The following is a 20,241-nucleotide window of genomic DNA, read 5'->3' as shown; positions in this document are numbered from 1 at the left end:
GCGATGATGCAGAAAAATATTCCTTGGACCCGAACTCTTGGCGCAAAGCTAGTGGGGGTCTTTTTGGTGATGTTGGCCGTGTCCCTCATGCTCGTGGGGGCCAATCTGTATGCATTGTCGGGTATCAAGGGTGACGCTGCCGCCATAAGTCAACTCGGCCGGGACCGGGAAAGAGCGAACGAAATGCTGTACCTAGCCTATCGGCTCCCCGATGAAACCGGCGAAAGGCAAGCTAAGCTTGCGGCGGCGCTTCGCGATGTGATTGAACGCACCGATCGTCGCGCCCAAGTCTTCATCCAGGGGGATCCGAGTTTGGGGATCCTTCCGGTCAGGGACAACCGCGTTCTATCGGAGCTGCGCGATCGGGAACAGTCGTGGCGCACGACGGTAAGGCCCCTTCTCCAACAGATGATCGACCTTCCATCAGCAGAAGAGAAACAGCGTATGTTTGCGCACATTGAGGGGGCTGTTGGTGCATTCGGGAAAGAGCTGGACGACTCCGTCTCGACATACCAAAAGCTTTCGGAGGAAAGAGTCGGTCAGTTTGCGAATATCCAATATTTCCTTGTGGCCGTTGTTATCGTTGTCCTGGGGGGCATTTTGTGGCTTGCCAGAAACATCGCCGGGCGGGTCCGCGCGCTGGCGTCCACCGCCAGCGGAATCGGTGCCGGCGACTTGTCGCTGGAAGCCAGGGTAGAGGGCAGCGACGAAGTCGCCGTGCTCGCGAGCACGTTCAATGCCATGACTGGGAACCTGCGAAAGCTTCTGAGCGCCATCGCGGAGACCGGGAACAGCTTGGCGTCCGCATCTTCGGAGCTTCTGGCGGGCACGACGCAGCAGGCTTCAAGCGCCCAGGAACAGGCGGCGGCGGTGGCGGAGACCGTGAGCACGGTGGATGAGGTGCAGCAGACGTCCAAGCAGGCGGCACAACGGGCGAAGGCGGTGGCGGAGTCGGCCCAGCGCGCGGCGGAGATCGGCAAGACGGGGCGACAGGCGGTCGAGGAGTCGGTGGCCGCGATGGCGACGGTGAAGGAGCAGACGGAATCGATCGCCGAGAACATCCTGGCGCTGGCCGAGCGGGCGCAGGCGATCGGCGAGATCATCGCCTCGGTCAACGATGTTGCTGAGCAGACGAACCTGCTGGCGCTAAATGCCGGCATCGAGGCAGCACGGGCCGGGGAACAGGGGGCGGGTTTCACCGTGGTGGCGCGCGAGATCAAGGACCTCGCCGACCAGGCGAAGAAGGCGACGGCACAGGTGCGTCAGATCCTGAGCGAGATCCAGAAGGCGACGAACAACGCGGTGATGGTGACCGAGGAAGGAAGCAAGAGCGTCAACGCCACCATCAAAACAGTCACCCGTGCGGGCGAGACCATCCGCACGTTGGCCGTGACTATCGACGAGGCGGCGACGGCGGCGAACCAGATCACCGCCTCGGCGGTCCAGCAGGCGACCGGCATGAGTCAGGTCCAGCAGGCGATGCACGACATCAGTCAGGCCACCACCCAAAGCACCGCAGCAACCAAGCAGGCCGAGCGCGCGGCTCAGGACCTGAATGCTCTCGGTGCCAAGCTCAAGGAATTGATTGCTGGTTGGGGGTAGGTTCCAAAATGGACAAAAACACGCTCGTCCGTCGGCTGCTAAAGACGTTCCTTGGCGAACTCGAAGAGCACGTGCAGGCGCTCGACCGGAATCTCCTAATTCTCGAACGGGAGTCGGACATGTCCGTCCGGATGGAAGTTTTCAAGAATCTGTTCCGTACCGGCCACAGCCTGAAGGGGGCGGCGCGGTCAGTAAACGTCGACGTGCTTGAGACCGTCGGCCACCACCTCGAATCAATCTTTGCCGCCGCCCGGGACGGCGCCATCAATATCGACGCGAAGCTGTTCGAGCTTTTGTTCGCGACGGCCGATGCCATCAAGGATATGGGCCAACGGCTTGGGGGTGGAAAAGACGTCTCGAAAAGCCCGCTTATGGCACTGCTGCCCAGATTGCAGGCTGCTTGCGCCAGCCCGGTTCCGGCCTCGCAGCCGTCCGACGTGGCTCTCGTGACCACGGCTGGCGAGAGTATAGCTGCACCGCCGTCCGTTGGCGGGGCTCCGATCAGTGAGGCAGCGGAAATTTCAACGAGAGAAGCAAGAGAAGCATTCGTGCGTATTCCCTCGGCCAGGCTCAACCGATTGATCACACTCGGCGGGGAATTGCGCGTCGCTCGAAGTCGAACCGCGGATCGCGACGCGGACCTAGAGCACCTCATAGACATGTTGAAGCGATGGCAGTCGGAATGGCAGGCTGTCGAGAAGTCAATGCGCGGGTCGTGGCGCCATAATGGCCATGGAGATATATCCTCGGGTACCCCCCAGGCCTCCCTTTCGGTGATGCGAATGCTGGAACAAGGCAAGGAGAACCTGCTGTGGCTAATGCGACAAACGGAACATTTGGCGGCTGACTTCGCGGCTGATCGCAAGGCGCTTGACCAGGTTGCGGCGCCCCTGGAAAGGGAAGTGATGCGGGCGCGGATGGTGCCGTTCGCCGAGGCTTGCGAGGGACTCGATCGTGCAGCACGCGACCTCGCCAAGGAAACTGGCAAGGAAGTCGATCTTGCCGTCGAAGGCGGAGAGATCGAAATCGATCGCTCGGTCGTCGCGGCGATTAAGGATGCGCTTCTACATCTGGTGCGGAACGCGGTCGACCATGGCATCGAACCTCCGGCAGCGCGAGTCGTCGCCGGAAAAGCCGCACGCGGTCAGATTACTTTGACCGCGGCGCTTCGTCAAGGACGGGTCGAGATCACCGTCGCTGACGATGGTCGTGGTTTCGATATCGAAGCCATCCGCGCGCAAGCGCAAAAGCGGGGTCTGCCGCTGCCTGAAGATGATCGCGCGATCGCGCGTCTTGCCTTTACACACGGTTTCACGACGTCCCCGATCCTCACCGAAATCTCCGGACGGGGCGTCGGCCTCGACGTGGTCAAGACGGCCGCTGAATCGCAGCGGGGCAGCTACGATGTTGTCTTCGAGCCTAGGCGTGGCAGCCGTGTTGTTTTGACCGTGCCGCTGACCTTAACCAGGCTGCCAGCCTTGCTGGTGAGGGCCGAGGGGCAGACATATGCGTTCGACAGCGCCGCAGTTCGCGGTCTGCGCCGCGTCGAGGTAGGTGATCTGCGGACAATAGAGGGACGCGATGTCTTGGTCTTTGATGGTGCTCCCGTGCCGGTGTTTCGCCTGGCGGATATTCTAGGGCAGCAGACGCACGAGGCGGCATATGTCGACGGCAAAGCGTTAGTCGTCGTCCTCGGAGTAGACGCCAAGCACGCCGCCTTCACGGTTGATGAATTGCTTGCAGAGCAGGAAGTGGTGGTAAAAGATCTCGGCCCGCGACTGCAGCACGTAAACAACATAGCCGGGGCGACGATCCTGCCGACGGGGCGAATCGCACTAATCCTCAATGCCGCCGACCTCCTGCACACTGCCCTCGGACACATGGCCACTCATGCACTTTCGGATGCTCTCGCCAGCCGTCCGTTCGAAGCGAAGAAACGCTTGCTCGTCGTGGACGACTCCGTGACTACGCGGACGCTCATGAAAAGCATCCTGGAGGCCGCTGGCTACGAGGTGTTGGACGCCTCTGACGGGATGGGGGCGTGGCAACTCCTGCAAGAGAAGGGGGCGGACCTAGTGGTGACCGATGTCGAAATGCCGCGCATGGATGGCTTCGGATTGACGGAGGCGATCCGGAACTCCAAGCGTCTTCAAAACCTGCCAGTGATTCTTGTCACGGCAATGGAGACCGAACAGGACAAGATGCGTGGGTTAGATGCCGGCGCCGACGCTTATCTTTTGAAGAGTGCATTCGATCAGACAAAGCTGATCCAGGCCATCGAAGAGCTTATATGAGGCTTGGATGATCCGCGTACTCATCGCCGAAGATTCAGTCACCATCAGGGAGCTTCTGGTCACGGTTCTTCGTGCAGATCCGGAGATTGAAATTGTCGGCACGGTAAAGAATGGCCGCGATGCGATCCAACAGGTCAAGCGTTTGCGGCCTGACGTCGTCACCATGGACGTCAACATGCCTGAGCTCGACGGCTTCGAGGCGACCAAACGGATTATGATCGAGACGCCAACGCCAATTGTTATTATTTCGGCCAGCGTAGACGTGCGCGATGTCAAGATCTCCATGAACGCGCTATGCGCAGGGGCCCTTGCCTTGCTGGAGAAGCCTCCGGGAATGGACTCTCCCCATTTTAAAGAAGCTATTGCGCATCTCATTTCAACGGTCAAGGCGATGGCCGGCGTCAAGGTCATACGTCATTGGCCGATGCGCGCAGTTCCCCAGCGTTCGCCGCGCGCAGCCAACACGCCGCCGTCGGCCCAGGTCCGCGGTATCGCGGTCGCGGCCTCGACGGGTGGGCCAGCCGCGCTGGCACGTATTTTGGGGGATCTGCCGGCTCAATTTCCAGTGCCGATCCTGATCGTGCAGCACATCACAGGCGGATTTGTGGATGGTTTGGCATCGTGGCTGAATACCGCCTGCGCTTTGAAGGTTCAAGTGGCAAAGAACGGCGATCCACTGGCTCCTTCCACCGTCTACCTAGCCGGGGATGGTGCCCACATGGGCGTTAGTCCCAACTCCCGAATCAAGCTCGATGACGCCCGCCCGATCAATGGATTCCGTCCTTCGGCGACCTATTTATTCGAGTCAGTCGGGAAAGTTTTTGGCCCTTCCGCAGTGGCCGTGATTCTAACGGGCATGGGCCAGGATGGGGTTGAAGGCTTGCGCGCCGTTAGAACCACCGGCGGCCGCGTGGTGGCGCAAGACGAGTCGAGTTCCATCGTCTTCGGCATGCCAGGGGCCGCGATCGCTCAGGGATTGGTTGACAACGTTTTGCCAGTATACTCGATCGGAGAGTGGTTGACGGCAATGGTTGCAGATACGAGGACAACCAAAAACGAGGAGGGTCCCCATGGCCCGCATTCTAATCGTTGAAGATAGCCCGACTCAGGCCGAACAACTGAGGTTGATTCTCGATGAAGAAGGCTTCGATGCCGAGGTTGCCGTCAACGCCGAGGCGGCCCTCGCGCGTCTTGCCGAATTATCGTTCGACATAGTAATTTCTGACATCGTCATGCCCGGGTTATCAGGTTACGATCTCTGCCGCAATATCAAGGCTGAGCCGGCGTGGAAAAACATTCCCGTCATTCTGCTCACCACCCGCAAGGACCCGATGGACATTTTTCGGGGTTTGGAGTACGGCGCCGACAACTTCTACACCAAGCCGTATGACCCAGACCGGCTGATCAACCGTATTCGCATGATCCTTCACAACAAGGAGCTGCGCATGCGAGGAAAACTCCGGGTTGGCGTTGAGATCGAATTCTTTGGTAAGACGTTCGCCATTGGAGCCGAGAAGGAACAGATATTGGATCTGTTGATCTCCACCTTTGAGGACATTGTTCAAACCAATTTGGATCTTGAAAAAAGCAAGGAGGAATTGGCATCCGCCAAAGCCAAGATAGAGGAATACGCTCATCTTTTGGAAGGCCGCGTTCGCACGTCGGAAGAGAAGTATCGCATAATCGTCGATAGTGTGACCGAGGGAATCATCACGATCGATGAACGAGGCATTATTGAATCGATCAATCTAACCGCACAAAGCATCTTCGGCTACACGGCTGACGAAGTGGTCGAAAAGAACGTCAATATGCTGATGCCAGAACCGTACCATAGCCAGCATGACACTTACCTCACCACGTACATCCATACCGGAGTTGGGAAGATCATCGGCAAGGGGCCGCGCGAGGTTGAGGGGCGGCGCAAGGATGGAACGACGTTCCCGATGCAAGTGGGCGTGAACGAAATGAGTGCTAGTGCTCACCGCGCATTCGTCGGCGTCGTACGGGACCTTTCATCTCTGAAGGCAATAGAGCGGCAACTCCGTCAGGCACAGAAACTGGAAGCGATTGGGCATCTCGCGGGTGGTGTCGCTCACGATTTCAATAATCTGCTTACCGTGATCCTTGGAAATCTTGAATTGCTTGAGAGAGCAACGCCTGTCGACGAACAGCTTCAAAAGCGCGTTCAAATTGTGCGCCAAGCTGCCGAGCGTGGGGCTGCCTTGACACATAGGCTGCTCGCGTTCTCGCGCCAGCAGGTGCTGGAACAGAAGACGTGTAACGTCGGCGCGCTGGTATCTGGCATGGATGAGATGCTACGTCGCACCCTCGGCGAAGCAATCGAATTCGAGTCAGCGGCTTCTCATGGTCAATGGTGGGCTAACATCGATGAGTCAGAATTTGAGAATGCTCTACTCAACTTGGCTATTAATGCTCGTGATGCGATGCCCAATGGTGGCAAGCTCACGATTGAAATCGGCCACAAATATCTCGACGAAAATTATGCCGCTTGTTATGCCGACACGAAGCCGGGTGATTATGTCATGGTATCCGTCTCCGATACCGGTACCGGAATGTCTGCTGGCGTTTTGGAGCATGTCTTCGAGCCATTCTTTACAACCAAAGAAAAAGATAAAGGAACAGGCCTCGGACTCAGCATGGTCTATGGTTTTATCAAGCAATCCGGCGGGCACGTAAGTATTTATAGTGAGGAAGGACATGGCGCTACCGTTCGCATGTACTTACCATTAATTGCTTCTCATGAAACCGAGCAACAGGATGCGAGCGGGGAATTTTCCAGATCGTTTGTGCATGATTCTATGACGGTTCTTATCGTGGACGACAATCCCGATGTTCGCGAGATTGGGATTTCGATGTTGAAAGCCCTAAACTGCCATGTAATCCATGCAGAAAATGCCCAGCAGGCGTTGGAACTCTTGGAAAAGCATGATCGTATCGACGTGTTATTCACTGACGTCATCATGCCAGGCGGTATGAGTGGCGTTGCGTTGGCGGCGGAGGCGCAGAAACGTTGGCCACATCTGAGGATACTATTCTGTTCAGGTTATGCGGATTCTGCTGCAGTAAACGGTCGGATTATAACCCCCGATACGGTTTCATTGGCAAGCCTTATAGCATGGCTGAATTGTCCAAGAAACTCCAACAAGTACTCGAGAAGAAAACATAGGGGAAACAGTCGTGATCGCAAAACACCTTCTCATTATCGATGATGAGTCGGATGTCGGGAACTTCATTTGCGAAGTTGTGAAAGATCTAGGCTTTGAAGCGTTAGCAACCGATAACCCCGATGTCTTCTGGGTGCACTACGATGCGGTCAATCCTGTTGTGATCATCCTAGATCTTAAAATGCCTAATGTAGATGGCATAGAACTGATCCGTAAGCTTGCAGAATGTCAAACTACCGCCCAAATCGCAATAATGAGCGGTGCCGATCAGCGTGTGCTGCAATCGGCCCTGCAATTGGGAAATAACCGCGGACTCCGTATGCTTGGCATCCTTCAGAAGCCAATACGGGTTCGCGATATCGAGAAGCTTCTCGGACCAGGATTGTCTCAACTTGGGTCACCCAATGAGTCGGATTTGCGCCAGGCAATCGAGGAGGGCCAGATTACCGTTCATTATCAACCAAAGTTAGATCTAACAGCCGATCACTCCTGTGATGTCTCATCTTGTGAAGCGCTGGCACGTTGGGACCACCCTGAGCGGGGTCTGCTTGATCCAACTAAATTCATTTCGATCGCCGAAAGCACGGGGCTGATTGGGGCTTTAACCGAACTGATTCTTCAAAAGACACTCAAGCAGCTAATAGCTTGGCAGGCACAGGGGTTTACCCTATCTGTCTCGATAAACATCTCACCTCTACTTTTGAAAGATATCGATCTTCCCGACCGTTATCATGATATGTGTCGGTCAAACCAAATCGATACAAACCGACTGATCCTAGAGATCACAGAAAGCGCCGCCATGAAAGACGTTACCTTGACAATGGATGTCCTGACGCGGTTCAGGTTAAAGGGTTTTTGGCTTTCGCTCGACGATTTTGGAACAGGATACTCGTCGCTGGTTCAACTTCATAGAATGCCGTTCAATGAAATGAAGATCGATAAGTCCTTTATCATCGAGAGTGACACCAATACGGAGGCGGTGAAGATCATCCGCTCGATTGCTGGCCTATCCAACAGTCTGGGAATTCGCCTTTGTGCGGAGGGGGTCGAATCAAAAAAGGCGCTTACTTTAGTGCGCGATGTTGGTTGTCACACCGCACAAGGTTATCTGATCGGCAAGCCTATGTCCGCGGACAACCTTTCCACCTTCCTCCGAAGCCGAACCGTCATGGAGCAGAGAGAGCCGACTAATGACGGGGAAAAAAGTTAGTCAACGTGGTGCGAACCATGCGGATATGATTTGACGTGGTCCCCGCAGAATGTATCTGCGATGAAAGAATACATCTCAATATGGAAGTTGGGGTATGGCGGCATGGTGGTGTCCGAGGCCAAGCGGCTGAGGGCACTTAAGGAAAAGAACGTGAAGCTTAAGAAGCCGCTCGCGAAAGCCGTACGCAACAACGCGGCCCCAAGAGGTCTTGCGTGATAAAGGGGTAACACCTTACGAGGCGTTTGGTTGTTCACGTCCGGGAGACTCTCGGGCTGAGCAAGCGTTGAGCCCCATCATCGGGATGGCCAGCTTTCGTTCCGCAACGACGTCGCTCGCCTTCAGCTTCATGTTTTAACTGACAATCTCGGTAACTTGATGTGCGCGCTGGCTCCACTTGAGGTGATTGAGTTCCAGTCGCTTACTACGTTGCGGAACAGGCTGATGAGGGTCGGAGCCGAGGTGGTCCGTCACGGGCGCTTGTTATCTTCTTAGATGGCCGAGTCACAATGCCACGGGTCTGTTTCAGAAAATCCTATGGCCTTATGGTCTATTGATGAACTGCGCCCACTTCCGCTAATGTCGGCCTTGACGGTCAGATAGACGCGTGTCCGGCTAAAGAAGAACAACCCAAAAGGGCCCCATGGGTCCACCTGAACATCCAGGCTTGTAACGAACCCGCCAGCTATCCTTTCTGAGGTTTCCCGGAGTTGTATTCTCGGCTATCATTGCAGTTAGATTCAGGGACTGTCCGGGAAATAAAATGTTGGGTTAAGCGAAGATGGCATAAGGTTTAGGCCCGAGGTGTAGGAGTCGCCCATGAGTGAGGTCAGTCGGCACCGCATACCGAGAATAGCGCCAAAGATTCCAAAGATCCGAGAATACATCGAGATCACACTGCAGGACGGGAAGGTCCTCAAGGGACACGTCTTTATCGAGGCGACGATGCGTATTCAGGATTTGCTGAACGATTCGCACCGTTTCTTTCCCTTCCTGGACGAGGCCGAGCAGATGCACCTCATCAGCAAAGCCGCCGTCGCCCATGTCCGCCCCCACGACGGCTAGGGTGCGCTCTCCCGCCACTACCGATATTCCAAGGACAAAGAATCGGGGAATCGAATGGCAAAAGCGGGCTGGGCGGGAAAGATGCATGTGAACTTGCGTGTCGTTACGATCTGGCTGGCGTTAGGGTTAGTCTGCCTGGCCGGGGTTTTCGGCATTCTTCGCTTTGCGGAACAGGAACGCGCCCGCGACCTGCGAGTCTGGCAGGATCGTCTCCGCATCGTCGTCGAAAGCCGATCAGTTGCCGTGAATGACTGGGTCGATTCCCAATACGGCGTGTTGCAGGAACTCGCCAACAACGCCGCGCTCCAAATCTACCTGATGGGACTGACCGGTCCAAAGGACGCCGGGGCCAACCCCAGCATCCTCAATGCCCAGCGCGAGTACCTATACAACTTGTTGGTCACAACAGCGGCGCGGGCTGGCTTCGGGGCGGAACCCTTGGGTGCGGACGTAGCGGCAAACGTCCGGCGCGTCGGCCTGACTGGGCTTGCCCTGCTTGGTCCTTCGAACGAACTCCTCGTCGCCACGCCGGACATGCCGCCGCTCGAAGGCCGGTTTGCCGAAGCCTTGGCGCGCACGCCTCTCGGCGAACGCGGCTTCCTCGACCTCTACCGGGATCCGGCCGGCGAGCCAGCGCTGGGTTTCATCGTGCCGATCTTTGCCGTCCAGGGCGATCGCATCGCAAGCCAGCAGGTGGGTCGCGTCCTTGGTGTGCGTGAGGCGGGCAGGCCCATCGCGGCCCTGCTTACCCAGCCGGGTATTAACGAGAAAAGTCTGGAAAGCCTTCTCGTGCGCGTGGAGGGAGCGACGGTTGAATATCTGTCGCATTTGCGGGATGGTGCCGCCCCCCTTCAGAAACGCCTGGCGCTGGATACGCCCGAACTAGCCGACGCCGCCTTGCTGGGCGCGCCCGGCGGTTTCGTGACCGGGCGCGATTATCGCGACGTTCCGGTGCTGGCGACGTCCCGCGCCCTCGCCGTCCTGCCGTGGACTCTGATCACCAAGGTAGACCGGGCGGAAGCGTTGGCTGGAAGCGAAGCGCGACGCAAACGCCTCGTCGGCGGTTTCCTATTTGGAATGACGTTCCTCGCAGTTGCCTTCGTCGCGGTCTGGTGGCATGGATCGTCTCGCCGTGCGGAGGCGGCCGCTGCGAAATACCGCAAACTCGCTGAGCGGTTCGAGCGGCAAAAAGATTTCCTCCGTCTGGTGACAGACAGTCAGTCGGACGCGCTTTATCTGGTGGATTCTGAACACCGCTATCGCTTTACCAACCAAATGGCGGCGCGGGCGGCGGGGATCACGCCGGAAGACACGATTGGCAAGACGCTCGCCAGCGTGCTCGGCCCGGCGGCAGCGCAGCGACTCGAGACGCTGAATTGCGAGGCGCTTCGCAGCGGGAAAGTCGTTACCGCCATTCACCGGCAGGGCAAGGAAGGCGAAGAGAAAGGGCGGCGCGTCTTCGAATCCATCCACGTTCCCTTGGCGGGAGTTGGCGAGATGGGGGGTGGCGTTCTCATTGCCGAGAAGGACCTGACGGCGATTATTCTGGCCACTGAACGTCATGAACGGACGCTGCGCCAGCTGGTCGCGGCGCTTGTCGCCCTCGTGGACCGACGCGACCCCTATGCGGCGCATCATTCCGAACGGGTGGCGGAAGTGTCCCGTGCGATCGCCGGCGAGATGGGTCTTGAGGCGGAGCTGGTCGAGACCGCCGAGACGGCGGGAAAATTGATGAATCTTGGCAAGATCCTGGTGCCAGAGGAACTGCTCACGCGCCAAGGCCCCCTGGCCGAATCCGATAAGAAGTTGGTCCAGGAAAGCCTACAGGCCAGTGCTGACCTGCTTGAGGGGATCGCCTTCGCCGGGCCGGTTACGGCCACCCTTCGCCAATTGCAGGAGCACTGGGACGGCAGCGGTGCCCCAAGCGGGCTGGCTGGCGAGGATATTCTCCTCACGGCGTGCATTGTCGCGGTCGCTAACGCCTTTGTCGCCATGGTCTCGCCGCGCGCTTACCGGGACGGTATCGGTTTTGACGAAACGATCGAGAATTTGCGCCGGGGCGAGGGAACGCTTTTCGATCGTCGTGTCGTTGTCGCGCTAGTCAACCACTTGGAAAACCGCGGCGGGCGCGAGCGCTGGCGTAGCTTTGCGGAACTCTCCGGACTCTCCGGATAATTTTTATGATAGTGGAATTGTCACGTTAATCGGCTCGCTAGTACTGAAATCTGACTGTCCATGAACTGCGCCGCTATTTCAATGGCATTATCAGAGTAAATCGGATTGAGCCGGGAAGGGGATTTCCATACCCTCCAAGGATGCAAAGTTTTTTCCGCTGTTTCAACAGTTCTCCTGAGGTGATTCGCCTCACGGTGATGATGTATATCCGCTATCCGCTATCGCTGCGCCAGGTCGAAGACCTGCTGTTCGAACGTGGCATTGATATCTGCCACGAGACTGTGCGTTTCTGGTGGCACCGGTTCGGATCGATGCTTGCGCCGAGAATTCTCACCAGCCGTTTCGGAGACGAGAGGGCGCGATGGCGAAATTCAGGGACATCAAAACCTTGCAGAAATTCGCCGCCATTCACGCTTCGATTGGCGGCATGATCCCAGCATTTCCCGGCACATAGGAGGGGGGGGTCGTATTAGACTGACAGCACCGACTTCCTGCACCCGGCGTCATTATCCCATCAGGGCTGCGGTAAGCAGCACGGCTGTTTCGGTGATCTCGACCAACGCCCCGGCGGTATCACCGGTGGCGCCACCGATGCGCCGCTGCATGAGCGTGCGTAGCACTAAGAAAGCGCCTGCCACGGGTAAAAGCAGCCAAAATGCTGCGATACCAATGAAGAGAAAAACAGCAACCAAGACGAAAAGAGTGACGGCTGCGCTCGCGCGGCGAGAAAAATGGTTTGCGATCTGGCTTCCAAGGCCATTTGGCCGGACATAGGGTGTGGTGAGGAAAAGCAACACCAATGTCGTGCGGCCGAGGACAGGGGGCAGCATCAGGATTTCCCAATTTTTGGTCGCGACGAGGTGTTCCAGTGCCGCGAATTTGATCAGAAGAAGCAAGAGCAGAGTGGCCACCGCCGCCGGGCCGCAACAGGGGTCTTTCATGATCGCGAGCGTTTTTTGACGATTCCCCATGCCACCGATCCAGGCATCTGCGCTGTCTGCTAACCCGTCAAGGTGCATCCCCCCTGTCAACAACACCCAAACAGCAAGTATCAAGGCGGTGGCTATGAGCGTGGGCGCGTCACCAAGCCCCCAGCCGAGGAAAGCAAGTAGCGCACCGAGGAGCAGGCCTATCAGCGGATAATAGGGCAGCGAACGGCCCATTGCCTTGCTGTCTGGCGGTTCTTTGAGCCGTACTGGCAGTATGGTGAGAAACTGCAGGGCGATTAGGAAAGGGTGGAGCAAGAACATATTAGGCCTTGCCGATCCGCTCGGAGGCGCGCGCTTGCTTCGAATCAATAGAGACGCGCAGGCTGTACAACGCCCCGTGCTTGACTTCGATTTCCAGCAGTTTGCCAATGGGCCGTTGTTGCGCGTGACAGAGCAGGACTCGGATCACGCCACCATGGGTAACGACCAGCACGTGTTGCCCGTTGTGACGATGGGTAATGCTGTTCCAGGCGGCAAGCACGCGTGCCTGAAACTGCGCGAGCGGCTCGCCGCCAGGCGGAGGGTATCCGTCCGGATTGCTCCAGAAGCGTGCAAGTGCGTCCGGGTCTTTGGCCGCGAGTTCGGCGGCGGTGTGGCCTTCCCAGGCACCGAAATGCATCTCCTGGATCCTTTTGTCGAACGTTATGGGAAGCGATCGCTGCCGCGCAAACGCTTTGGCGAAGCTGGCGCAACGTTCGAGCGGCGAGGTGATCACCTGATCCCAGCCATGGTTTCCGTTAGTGGAAGATCGCATCTGATCCAACCCGGTATCGGTCAGCGGGTCGTCCGTGCTGCCGCGAAAGCAAGCGCCGCCTTGCGTTTCGCCGTGGCGCAGGAGATCAATGCGGGTGAAATTTTTCATGACGCGGTATCAGGTTTTTTCAGAGACTTGTGCTTCGGCAAAGGTCGCCATTCCATTGTGTAGCGCGCAGGCGAGGCGCAACAGTGGCACCGTGGCTGCTGCACCACTGCCCTCGCCTAAGCGCATACCGAGGTCTAGAAAGGGCCGAGCGTCTAGTGTGTCGAGCACGGTTCGGTGGCCTGGTTCCGCCGAGATGTGCGAGAAAAGAAACCAACTTTCGGCACCGGGGCATAGCCGTGCAGCGATGAGCGCCGCCACCGAGCTGATGAAGCCATCCACCAGCGACGGCAGACCCATCTGTGCGCAAGCCATATAGCTGCCGGTTAACGCCGCGATCTCAAAGCCACCGAGCCGGCGCAACGCTTCCAACGGTGCGCCATGGTATCGGCTGTGCCGGTCCAGTGCTTGGCTGATAATCCCGGTCTTATGCGCGATCCCTTGCGCACCCAAGCCAGCGCCCGGACCGGCGAGCCGTTCCGGCGCTTCATCAAGCAAGGCGCAGGCCAGCGCTGCTGCGGTGGTGGTGTTGCCAATGCCCATCTCGCCGCCGATGAAGAGTCGCGCGCCGGCCAGCTTGGCGCGTTCAACCGCTTGGCGGCCCGCACTCAGGGCGCGGAAAAGCTGTTCTTCGTGCATGGCCGGTTCCCGGCAGAAATTGGCGGTGCCGGGACCAAGTGAAAGGTTCAGCACGCCTTCCAGGGGGCCAGGGTCGTCGACCGTACCTAAGTTGATCACTTCCAGTTCCGCACCGAGTGCGCGGGCCAGCACGTTGATGGCGGCGCCACCATGGGCGTAGTTTCTTACCATCTCGGCGGTGACCGCTTGGGGAAAGGCCGAGATGCCTTCCTCCGCCACGCCATGATCGGCGGCAAATACGGCGATGCACACCGGGTCCACGTGGGGTCGCTCGGTGCCTTGCAGCGCCGCCAGCCGAATCGCGATTTCCTCGAGCCTTCCCAAGGCACCGGGCGGCTTGGTGAGAGTCGCCTGACGCGCTTCGGCGGCCCGCCGGGCATCGCCGTCCGGCAGTGCGGCCGGTACCTGTAGCCAGTCGATGGTCGCGTTCAAAGGGGGGCTCCTTTCAATATTTGGGGCAGACCCGCGACGGTCAGGATCACCTGGTCGCAGGCTTGGGCAAGTTCCTGATGCAGCTGGCCGGCCTCATCGCAATAACGGCGGCTTAAGTCGCCCAGCGGCGTCACGCCCATGTTGGTTTCGTTGCTAACCAGAAGAATCTGGCCCGCCAGTTTTGGTAGCGCCGCGAGCAAGGCCGCGCGCTCGTGCTTGAATAGGGCCGCATCCTCTGCCGTCAGCAGGTTTGTGAGCCAGAGCGTCAGGCAGTCAACGAGCACGTAGTGTCCGACAACCGCATGTGTGTTCAATACGGAAGCTAACCGGATCGGTTCCTCGATTAGTTGCCAATGGGTTGGCCTGCGTGCGCGATGTGCAGCAATGCGCGTGGCCATCTCCTTATCATCGGCCGTGGCGGTGGCAACGTAGGTAACGGGAAGGCCGCTTTTGACTGCGAGGCTTTCGGCCAATCGGCTCTTGCCCGAACGGACGCCGCCGAGGATCAAGGTCTTCACCGTCATCGGCGTGCGGGCGCGCATGGGTTCACCCAGGCAAGATCGCATGCGGCCGCGTGGACCAGTGCCGTGTCCAGTCGCTGCCAGTTCGCTTCGGTGTTCGGCAGACCGAAGCGTAGGCTCGGCGGATCGGTGAACAGGCGTGTCAGGATGCCTTGATGCGCCAACCTTTCATGCATCGCGGCCGCTTGCGGTGTGCGCACCCACTGGAACAGGACACAGCCGCCATCAGGCGCGAGTTCATGCCGCGTGAGCAAGGCACGCAAGCGTGCGCTGTTGTCGAGCAGCCGTTGTCGGAAAGTTTGTTGCCAGGCGCGATCCCTCAGCGCTGCGCTGGCCACCCAGCGCGCGGGCGTACTGAGGGTCCAGGGGCCGAGCATGGCATTGAGCCGCGTCAGCAGTTCAGGTTGCGCGCACACAAACCCCACCCGCGCTCCGGCAAGGCCGAAGAACTTGCCTAGCGAGCGCAATACGATCAGGCCGGGGCGGGTAGCATGGGGAACGAGACTCATCTCGGGTGTGGCGTCCATGAAGGCTTCGTCTATCACCAGCCAGCCGCCATGGGTGGCGAGTTGCCCGTACCAAGCGAGCAATTGTTCCACCGGGAAGCACTCGCCGGTGGGATTGTTTGGATGAATAAGGACAAGCACCTCCAGTTCCGACACCGCTTGATCCACAGACTTTGCAGTGACTGGCGTGACGAAGTGTTCGGCACGCTGCCAGGCATGCCTATGCTCGGCATAGCCGGGATCAAATACACCGACGCGAGAGGGCGCGCGCAGTTGCGGCAGTGCCTGGATTGCCGCTTGCGAACCGGCAACAGGTAAAAGATATTCAGCGTTGTAATATTCGCGCGCGGCCTGTTCTAGCCCGTCATTGTCTTCGGGCAGCTGCCCCCAGGCCGAGGTCGGGACGGTGGGCACCAGCCAGCCATCGGGATTAATTCCCGTAGAGAGATCCAGCCAATCCGCAATTGGTATGCTGTACTGCACGGCCGCTTGCCTCAGTCTGCCGCCGTGCTCAAGCATTGATGAGCCCCGCGAAGAGGACAAGCAATCCAAGCCACAGCCACACGCCATGCCGCACCAGTCTGAGCGCACGCTCGATGTCGCAGGCCTTGGGCGCCGCGCCTACGCCCAGGACGGGACGTTTATGCCATTCACCCTCGTAACGCGCGGGTCCGCCGATAGAGATACCCAGCGCGCCGGCGCCGGCCGCCATGACGGGGCCGGCGTTGGGGCTGTCCCAGGCCGGTGCTTGGGTTCGCCAGCAGGCCAAGGCCTGCCGGGTGTTACCGAGCAGGGCGTAGGTAAGCGCGGTAAGACGCGCCGGCGGGTAATTCAGCGCATCGTCGAGGCGCGCGGCGGCCCAGCCGAAATCCCGGTAGCGGTTATTGCGGTAACCCCACATGGCGTCGAGTGTATTTGCCAATCGGTAGAGCACGGCGCCGGGCGCCCCTGCGACGGCGAACCAAAACAGCGCGCCGAACACGCCGTCGTTGCCGTTCTCCAATACCGATTCGGTCGCAGCAGCAGGAGCGTCCAATGCGGCCGAGTCGCGACTGACCATGCGGCCGACCAGCCGGCGCGCCACATCGTCATCGTTCTTCTGGAGTGCTATCGCCACAGGCCGGGCGTGGTCATGCAGGCTTTTGTGGCCGATGGCGAAATAAAGCGCGCATAGGCTGAAGAGAATGCCGGCATAAGGTAGGGCAGCCAGTGCCGCGGCAGCTGCCGTGAAGGGCAGGAGCAATAGCGCTACGGCCAATACACCGCGCATCTTAAGGGCGCCTGGCGGTCCAAAGGCGCTGCCATAAAGTCCGCGCTCGACACGGTTGATCAACCTGCCGAAGCCGACCAGCGGATGCCGTCTGCGTGGTTCGCCCAACAACCAGTCCAGCAGCACGGCTGCCAGCGCCAGCAGCGCGGTTGTCATTCTTGGCTCTCTACCCAACGCTGGATGAGGGCATGGAGTTGATGCACGCCGTCGGTTAACGCCGCTGGCCCCGGCTGGAGAATGTCGCAGGATTTGATTTCATAGAGATGCCCGTTGCGTATTGCGGGTATCGCCGCCCAACCCGGCCGCTTGCATAGCTGTTCGGGGCGGAAAGGCTTGCCGCACCAGGACCCGATGATGATGTCCGGTTCGCGGCGGATGACTTCCGTTTCATCGGCAATGATACGGTCCTTGGCCGATTGTGCCGATGCCAGTTCCTCAAAACAATCTTCGCCGCCGGCAAGGGTGATTAGTTCCGACACCCAGCCGATGCCGGAAATCAAAGGCGCGTTCCATTCCTCGAAATACACACGTGGCCGGCGTTTCTGTCGTGCGGCCGATTGCTCGATGCTTGCCAGGCTGCCGCGCAATTTGGTGATCAGGGTTTCCGTTTTGGTCGTTGCGTTGATCATGGCGCCAAGCATCTGGATCATGCCAAAAATGCCCGCCACGGTGCGTTGGTTAAACATGTGGACTTCCACGCCCTCACGGATTAGCTGCGCGGCAATGTCGGCTTGCAGATCGGAGAAACCCAGAACCAGATCCGGTTCAAGGGCTAGGATCTTGTCAATCTTGGCGCTGGTGAAAGCCGAGACCTTCGGTTTTTCTTTTCGCGCCTGGGGCGGGCGCACGGTAAAACCAGAAATACCAACAATGCGATGCTGTTCGCCGAGCAGGTACAGCGTCTCGGTGGTTTCCTCGGTCAGGCAGACAATGCGTTGCGGTTCTTTCTGGGCAAAGGTCACGTTAACGTCCCCGTGTTGCCCCAGCTGTTATCAAACACCAGTTCTTGCAATGGACGTCCCCGGGTCCAGCCCTCCATCTCCAGCATCGGCGCGGGATAGAAAGCTTCAACACGCCCAAGGCAGAGGACGGCCAGTGGCTTGGCGCCCATCGGCATCTTCAATAATTTGGCAAGTGCTACGGGATCGAACAGCGAGACCCATCCCATTCCCAGCCCTTCGGCACGGGCGGCCAGCCACAGATTCTGAATAGCACAGGCCACCGAGGCGATATCCATCTCCGGCAGCGTTCGGCGGCCAAAGATATGATGTTTGCGCCCGTCCATAAGCGACGCGACGAACAACTCGCCGCATTGGCGCACACCATCAACCTTGAGGCGCAAAAATTCTTCCTGGCGCTCGCCCAGGGCCTTTGCGGTGGCTTTGCGTTCCGCTTCGACCAGCGCATGAATATCGCGGCGCAACGCGGGGTTGGTGATGCGCACGAAACGCCAAGGTTGCATCAAGCCTACGCTTGGTGCGAGATGCGCCGCCTCAAGCAGACGCGAAAGCACCTTCGGGTCTATGGGGTCGGGCAGGAAGTGGCGCATATCCCGCCGTTCGCGCATTACGCGGTATACCGCGGCTATCTCGTGTTCGGTGAAATGGCTCATGGTAAAAACAGTCGTGCGGCCGTTTCGGCATTGGATGGAAAATAAAAATGCAGATACGAAGCGGTTAGCCGTCCCTGTCGATAGATCGGTTCGAGCCGGCCGTGGTGACGGGCGGATTTTGAGTGGGCAATGGGCGTAAGGCCGCATTCCATCTGGGAGTGATGGAAGGTATGTCCCTTGATCGCACCTTCCGGCAGGGCTGCGTGGTGCATGCCAAGATTTGTCAGGCGCGGCTGCATGACGGCTTTGCCGGGCAGCAACCCGACCATGGGCGCGCGGTGCCCTTCAACATCGGTAAGGGATTCTGCAAGATAAAGCATGCCGCCACACTCGGCGACGATGGGCTTGCCCTCGCCGTGGTGCATGCAAATAGCTTTTTTGATGGACGAATTGGCCGCAAGTTGGTCGAGGTGCAGTTCTGGGTAGCCGCCCGGAAGGTAGAGCGCGCCCGCCTCGGGCAACGCGGTATCGGCAAGCGGTGAGAAAAATTCAAGTTCTGCACCCAAGGCGCTTAACAAGTCGAGGTTGGCGCGGTACAGAAACGCAAAGGCCTCATCCTTCGCGACGGCAATGCGTGTGCGTTCAAGCAATGGCGCGCGGGATATCCGGGCAGGCTTGGTGATGGCCGTGGCCGGTGGCAGAACATCGCTGGCATTCTTCAGTGCGGCGGCGGCCTTCGCGATGCGGGCATCCAGGTCGCGGATTTCGGCTGCCTGCACCAGACCAAGGTGACGTTCAGGTAAGGCGATGTCAGCATCGCGTGCCAGCCAGCCGAAGCTGCTTAGTCCCGACGGCAAGCTCTCGGCCAGCATTTGGTAATGGGATGGGCCCGCCACACGGTTTGCAAACACGCCGACGAAGGGAAGGCCTGGGCGGTATGTCGACAGCCCGTGCGCGATAGCGCCAAAGCTTTGAGCCATGGCGGAACCGTCAATCACGGCAAGCACGGGGATGTTGAATAGCATGGCGAGATCGGCGCTGGAACATTCGCCATCAAACAGCCCCATCACGCCTTCAATCAGAATAAAGTCGGCTTCCTGCGCGGCATCGTAAAGAAGTTGGCGGCAGTGATCTTCGCCCCCCATCCACAAATCGAGGTTGTACACCGGGTTGCCGGAGGCCCGTTCCAGGATCATCGGATCGAGGAAATCCGGTCCGGTCTTGAACACGCGCACCTTGCGTCCCTGGTTGCGATGGAAACGTGCCAGGGCGGCGGTGACCGTGGTCTTGCCCTGGTTGGAGGCGGGTGCCGTGATGAACAGGGCAGGGCAATGTCTCATAAATCGACCCCTTTTTGCGCCTGCACGCCAGCGCGGAAAGCGTGTTTAACGTCGCGCAATTCGCTCACCGTATCGGCCGCTTCGCAAAGGGCCTTGGGCGCGCCGCGCCCGGTAATCACCACATGCTGCATCGGCGGTCGGGTTTTAAGGTCGGCCAGCACGGTTTCAATCTCTAGCCAGCCATATTTGAGCGGGTAAGTCAGTTCATCCAGGATTACCAAATCAAAGCTTGGGTCGCGCAGTATCTCGCGCGCGACGGCCCAGCCGCGTTGTGCGGTCTGGGTATCGCGCGCCAGGTTTTGGGTTTCCCAGGTAAAACCCTCGCCGAGCGTGTGCCAGACTATTCCGGTCTGACGGTGGAAGAATGCCTCCTCGCCGGTGTCCGAACGGCCCTTGATGAACTGCGCCACACCAACGCGCATATCATGACCCAGGGCGCGCGCCGCCATGCCGAAGGCCGAACTGGACTTGCCCTTTCCGTTGCCGGTTAGCACCAGCAGCAGCCCTTGTTTGCGATCGGCGCGGGTAATGGAGGCATCGACCACCGCTTTCTTGCGCTTCATACGGCTCCGGTGGCGCTGGTCTGGGTCAACTATATGCATGTC

At 58.9% G+C, this 20,241-nt stretch carries 18 protein-coding genes and 1 pseudogene; 9 read left to right on the top strand and 10 right to left on the bottom strand.

The window, feature by feature from the left end:
* Positions 1-3 precede the first annotated feature (3 nt).
* The 9 genes and pseudogenes from AB1781_03130 (at position 4) to AB1781_03090 (ending at position 11,848) form a co-directional block, all read left to right on the top strand.
* Positions 4-1,602 carry a methyl-accepting chemotaxis protein gene (locus AB1781_03130; GenBank protein ID MEW5703566.1) on the top strand — a complete coding sequence of 533 codons (1,599 nt, stop codon included), beginning with the start codon at positions 4-6 and terminating at the stop codon, positions 1,600-1,602.
* An 8-nt stretch (positions 1,603-1,610) separates the two neighbouring features.
* Positions 1,611-3,896 carry a hybrid sensor histidine kinase/response regulator gene (locus AB1781_03125; GenBank protein MEW5703565.1) on the top strand — a complete coding sequence of 762 codons (2,286 nt, stop codon included), beginning with the start codon at positions 1,611-1,613 and terminating at the stop codon, positions 3,894-3,896.
* A 7-nt stretch (positions 3,897-3,903) separates the two neighbouring features.
* Positions 3,904-4,989: a chemotaxis-specific protein-glutamate methyltransferase CheB gene (gene cheB / locus AB1781_03120; protein MEW5703564.1), complete on the top strand. Its 1,086-nt coding sequence runs from the start codon at positions 3,904-3,906 to the stop codon at positions 4,987-4,989.
* Complete coding sequence (locus AB1781_03115) at positions 4,967-7,126, top strand: response regulator (protein MEW5703563.1); 2,160 nt, start codon at positions 4,967-4,969, stop codon at positions 7,124-7,126. The genes cheB and AB1781_03115 overlap by 23 nt, the downstream gene beginning before the upstream one ends.
* Positions 7,095-8,291: an EAL domain-containing response regulator gene (locus AB1781_03110; GenBank protein MEW5703562.1), complete on the top strand. Its 1,197-nt coding sequence runs from the start codon at positions 7,095-7,097 to the stop codon at positions 8,289-8,291. Before AB1781_03115 ends, AB1781_03110 begins: the two co-directional genes overlap by 32 nt.
* Positions 8,292-8,351: 60 nt before the next feature.
* Positions 8,352-8,507, top strand: a complete 156-nt coding sequence (locus tag AB1781_03105; protein ID MEW5703561.1) for a hypothetical protein — start codon at positions 8,352-8,354, stop codon at positions 8,505-8,507.
* Between the two features lie 600 nt (positions 8,508-9,107).
* Positions 9,108-9,353, top strand: coding sequence for a hypothetical protein (locus AB1781_03100; GenBank protein ID MEW5703560.1), 246 nt, complete (start codon positions 9,108-9,110; stop codon positions 9,351-9,353).
* Positions 9,354-9,407: 54 nt separating this feature from the next.
* Positions 9,408-11,528 carry an HD domain-containing phosphohydrolase gene (locus AB1781_03095; protein MEW5703559.1) on the top strand — a complete coding sequence of 707 codons (2,121 nt, stop codon included), beginning with the start codon at positions 9,408-9,410 and terminating at the stop codon, positions 11,526-11,528.
* A gap of 140 nt (positions 11,529-11,668) precedes the next feature.
* Positions 11,669-11,848 (top strand): annotated as a pseudogene (locus tag AB1781_03090) (IS6 family transposase).
* Positions 11,849-12,034: 186 nt separating this feature from the next.
* Here AB1781_03090 and AB1781_03085 read toward each other — a convergent pair.
* The 10 genes from AB1781_03085 to cobO are packed head-to-tail and all read right to left on the bottom strand — an operon-like array spanning position 12,035 to position 20,238.
* On the bottom strand, positions 12,035-12,778 hold the full coding sequence (locus tag AB1781_03085) for an adenosylcobinamide-GDP ribazoletransferase (protein MEW5703558.1): 744 nt from the start codon (positions 12,776-12,778) through the stop codon (positions 12,035-12,037).
* Position 12,779: 1 nt separating this feature from the next.
* A complete protein-coding gene (cobC, locus tag AB1781_03080; GenBank protein ID MEW5703557.1) occupies positions 12,780-13,379 on the bottom strand; it encodes an alpha-ribazole phosphatase in 600 nt (199 codons plus the stop codon).
* Between the two features lie 9 nt (positions 13,380-13,388).
* Complete coding sequence (cobT, locus tag AB1781_03075; protein ID MEW5703556.1) at positions 13,389-14,447, bottom strand: nicotinate-nucleotide--dimethylbenzimidazole phosphoribosyltransferase; 1,059 nt, start codon at positions 14,445-14,447, stop codon at positions 13,389-13,391.
* Positions 14,444-14,965 carry a bifunctional adenosylcobinamide kinase/adenosylcobinamide-phosphate guanylyltransferase gene (gene cobU / locus AB1781_03070; GenBank protein ID MEW5703555.1) on the bottom strand — a complete coding sequence of 174 codons (522 nt, stop codon included), beginning with the start codon at positions 14,963-14,965 and terminating at the stop codon, positions 14,444-14,446. The genes cobT and cobU overlap by 4 nt, the downstream gene beginning before the upstream one ends.
* 2 nt (positions 14,966-14,967) lie before the next feature.
* Positions 14,968-15,993, bottom strand: a complete 1,026-nt coding sequence (gene cobD / locus AB1781_03065; GenBank protein MEW5703554.1) for a threonine-phosphate decarboxylase CobD — start codon at positions 15,991-15,993, stop codon at positions 14,968-14,970.
* Positions 15,986-16,900 carry an adenosylcobinamide-phosphate synthase CbiB gene (gene cbiB, locus AB1781_03060; protein MEW5703553.1) on the bottom strand — a complete coding sequence of 305 codons (915 nt, stop codon included), beginning with the start codon at positions 16,898-16,900 and terminating at the stop codon, positions 15,986-15,988. The genes cobD and cbiB overlap by 8 nt, the downstream gene beginning before the upstream one ends.
* Positions 16,897-17,706, bottom strand: a complete 810-nt coding sequence (locus tag AB1781_03055; GenBank protein ID MEW5703552.1) for a cobalamin-binding protein — start codon at positions 17,704-17,706, stop codon at positions 16,897-16,899. The genes cbiB and AB1781_03055 overlap by 4 nt, the downstream gene beginning before the upstream one ends.
* On the bottom strand, positions 17,703-18,356 hold the full coding sequence (gene bluB, locus AB1781_03050; protein ID MEW5703551.1) for a 5,6-dimethylbenzimidazole synthase: 654 nt from the start codon (positions 18,354-18,356) through the stop codon (positions 17,703-17,705). Before bluB ends, AB1781_03055 begins: the two co-directional genes overlap by 4 nt.
* Positions 18,353-19,636, bottom strand: a complete 1,284-nt coding sequence (locus AB1781_03045; protein MEW5703550.1) for a cobyrinate a,c-diamide synthase — start codon at positions 19,634-19,636, stop codon at positions 18,353-18,355. The genes bluB and AB1781_03045 overlap by 4 nt, the downstream gene beginning before the upstream one ends.
* Positions 19,633-20,238, bottom strand: coding sequence for a cob(I)yrinic acid a,c-diamide adenosyltransferase (gene cobO / locus AB1781_03040; GenBank protein ID MEW5703549.1), 606 nt, complete (start codon positions 20,236-20,238; stop codon positions 19,633-19,635). Before cobO ends, AB1781_03045 begins: the two co-directional genes overlap by 4 nt.
* Positions 20,239-20,241: the final 3 nt, after the last annotated feature.

It is taken from the genome of Pseudomonadota bacterium (genome assembly GCA_040752895.1).
In the GTDB taxonomy this organism is placed as follows: domain Bacteria; phylum Pseudomonadota; class Alphaproteobacteria.
The sequence above is the reverse complement of the archived record's forward strand: the minus strand, read 5'-3'. Positions and strand labels throughout refer to the sequence as shown.

Bases quoted from the DNA above. Each gene is read 5' to 3' on its own strand.
- cheB (MEW5703564.1), top strand. From the start codon at position 3,904: ATGATCCGCGTACTCATCGCCGAAGATTCAGTCACCATCAGGGAGCTT.
- cbiB (MEW5703553.1), bottom strand. From the start codon at position 16,900: ATGACAACCGCGCTGCTGGCGCTGGCAGCCGTGCTGCTGGACTGGTTG.
- AB1781_03100 (MEW5703560.1), top strand. From the start codon at position 9,108: ATGAGTGAGGTCAGTCGGCACCGCATACCGAGAATAGCGCCAAAGATT.
- cobO (MEW5703549.1), bottom strand. From the start codon at position 20,238: ATGCATATAGTTGACCCAGACCAGCGCCACCGGAGCCGTATGAAGCGC.
- AB1781_03085 (MEW5703558.1), bottom strand. From the start codon at position 12,778: ATGTTCTTGCTCCACCCTTTCCTAATCGCCCTGCAGTTTCTCACCATA.
- AB1781_03130 (MEW5703566.1), top strand. From the start codon at position 4: ATGATGCAGAAAAATATTCCTTGGACCCGAACTCTTGGCGCAAAGCTA.
- AB1781_03045 (MEW5703550.1), bottom strand. From the start codon at position 19,636: ATGAGACATTGCCCTGCCCTGTTCATCACGGCACCCGCCTCCAACCAG.
- AB1781_03095 (MEW5703559.1), top strand. From the start codon at position 9,408: ATGGCAAAAGCGGGCTGGGCGGGAAAGATGCATGTGAACTTGCGTGTC.
- AB1781_03125 (MEW5703565.1), top strand. From the start codon at position 1,611: ATGGACAAAAACACGCTCGTCCGTCGGCTGCTAAAGACGTTCCTTGGC.
- bluB (MEW5703551.1), bottom strand. From the start codon at position 18,356: ATGAGCCATTTCACCGAACACGAGATAGCCGCGGTATACCGCGTAATG.
- cobC (MEW5703557.1), bottom strand. From the start codon at position 13,379: ATGAAAAATTTCACCCGCATTGATCTCCTGCGCCACGGCGAAACGCAA.
- cobD (MEW5703554.1), bottom strand. From the start codon at position 15,993: ATGCTTGAGCACGGCGGCAGACTGAGGCAAGCGGCCGTGCAGTACAGC.
- AB1781_03105 (MEW5703561.1), top strand. From the start codon at position 8,352: ATGAAAGAATACATCTCAATATGGAAGTTGGGGTATGGCGGCATGGTG.
- AB1781_03115 (MEW5703563.1), top strand. From the start codon at position 4,967: ATGGCCCGCATTCTAATCGTTGAAGATAGCCCGACTCAGGCCGAACAA.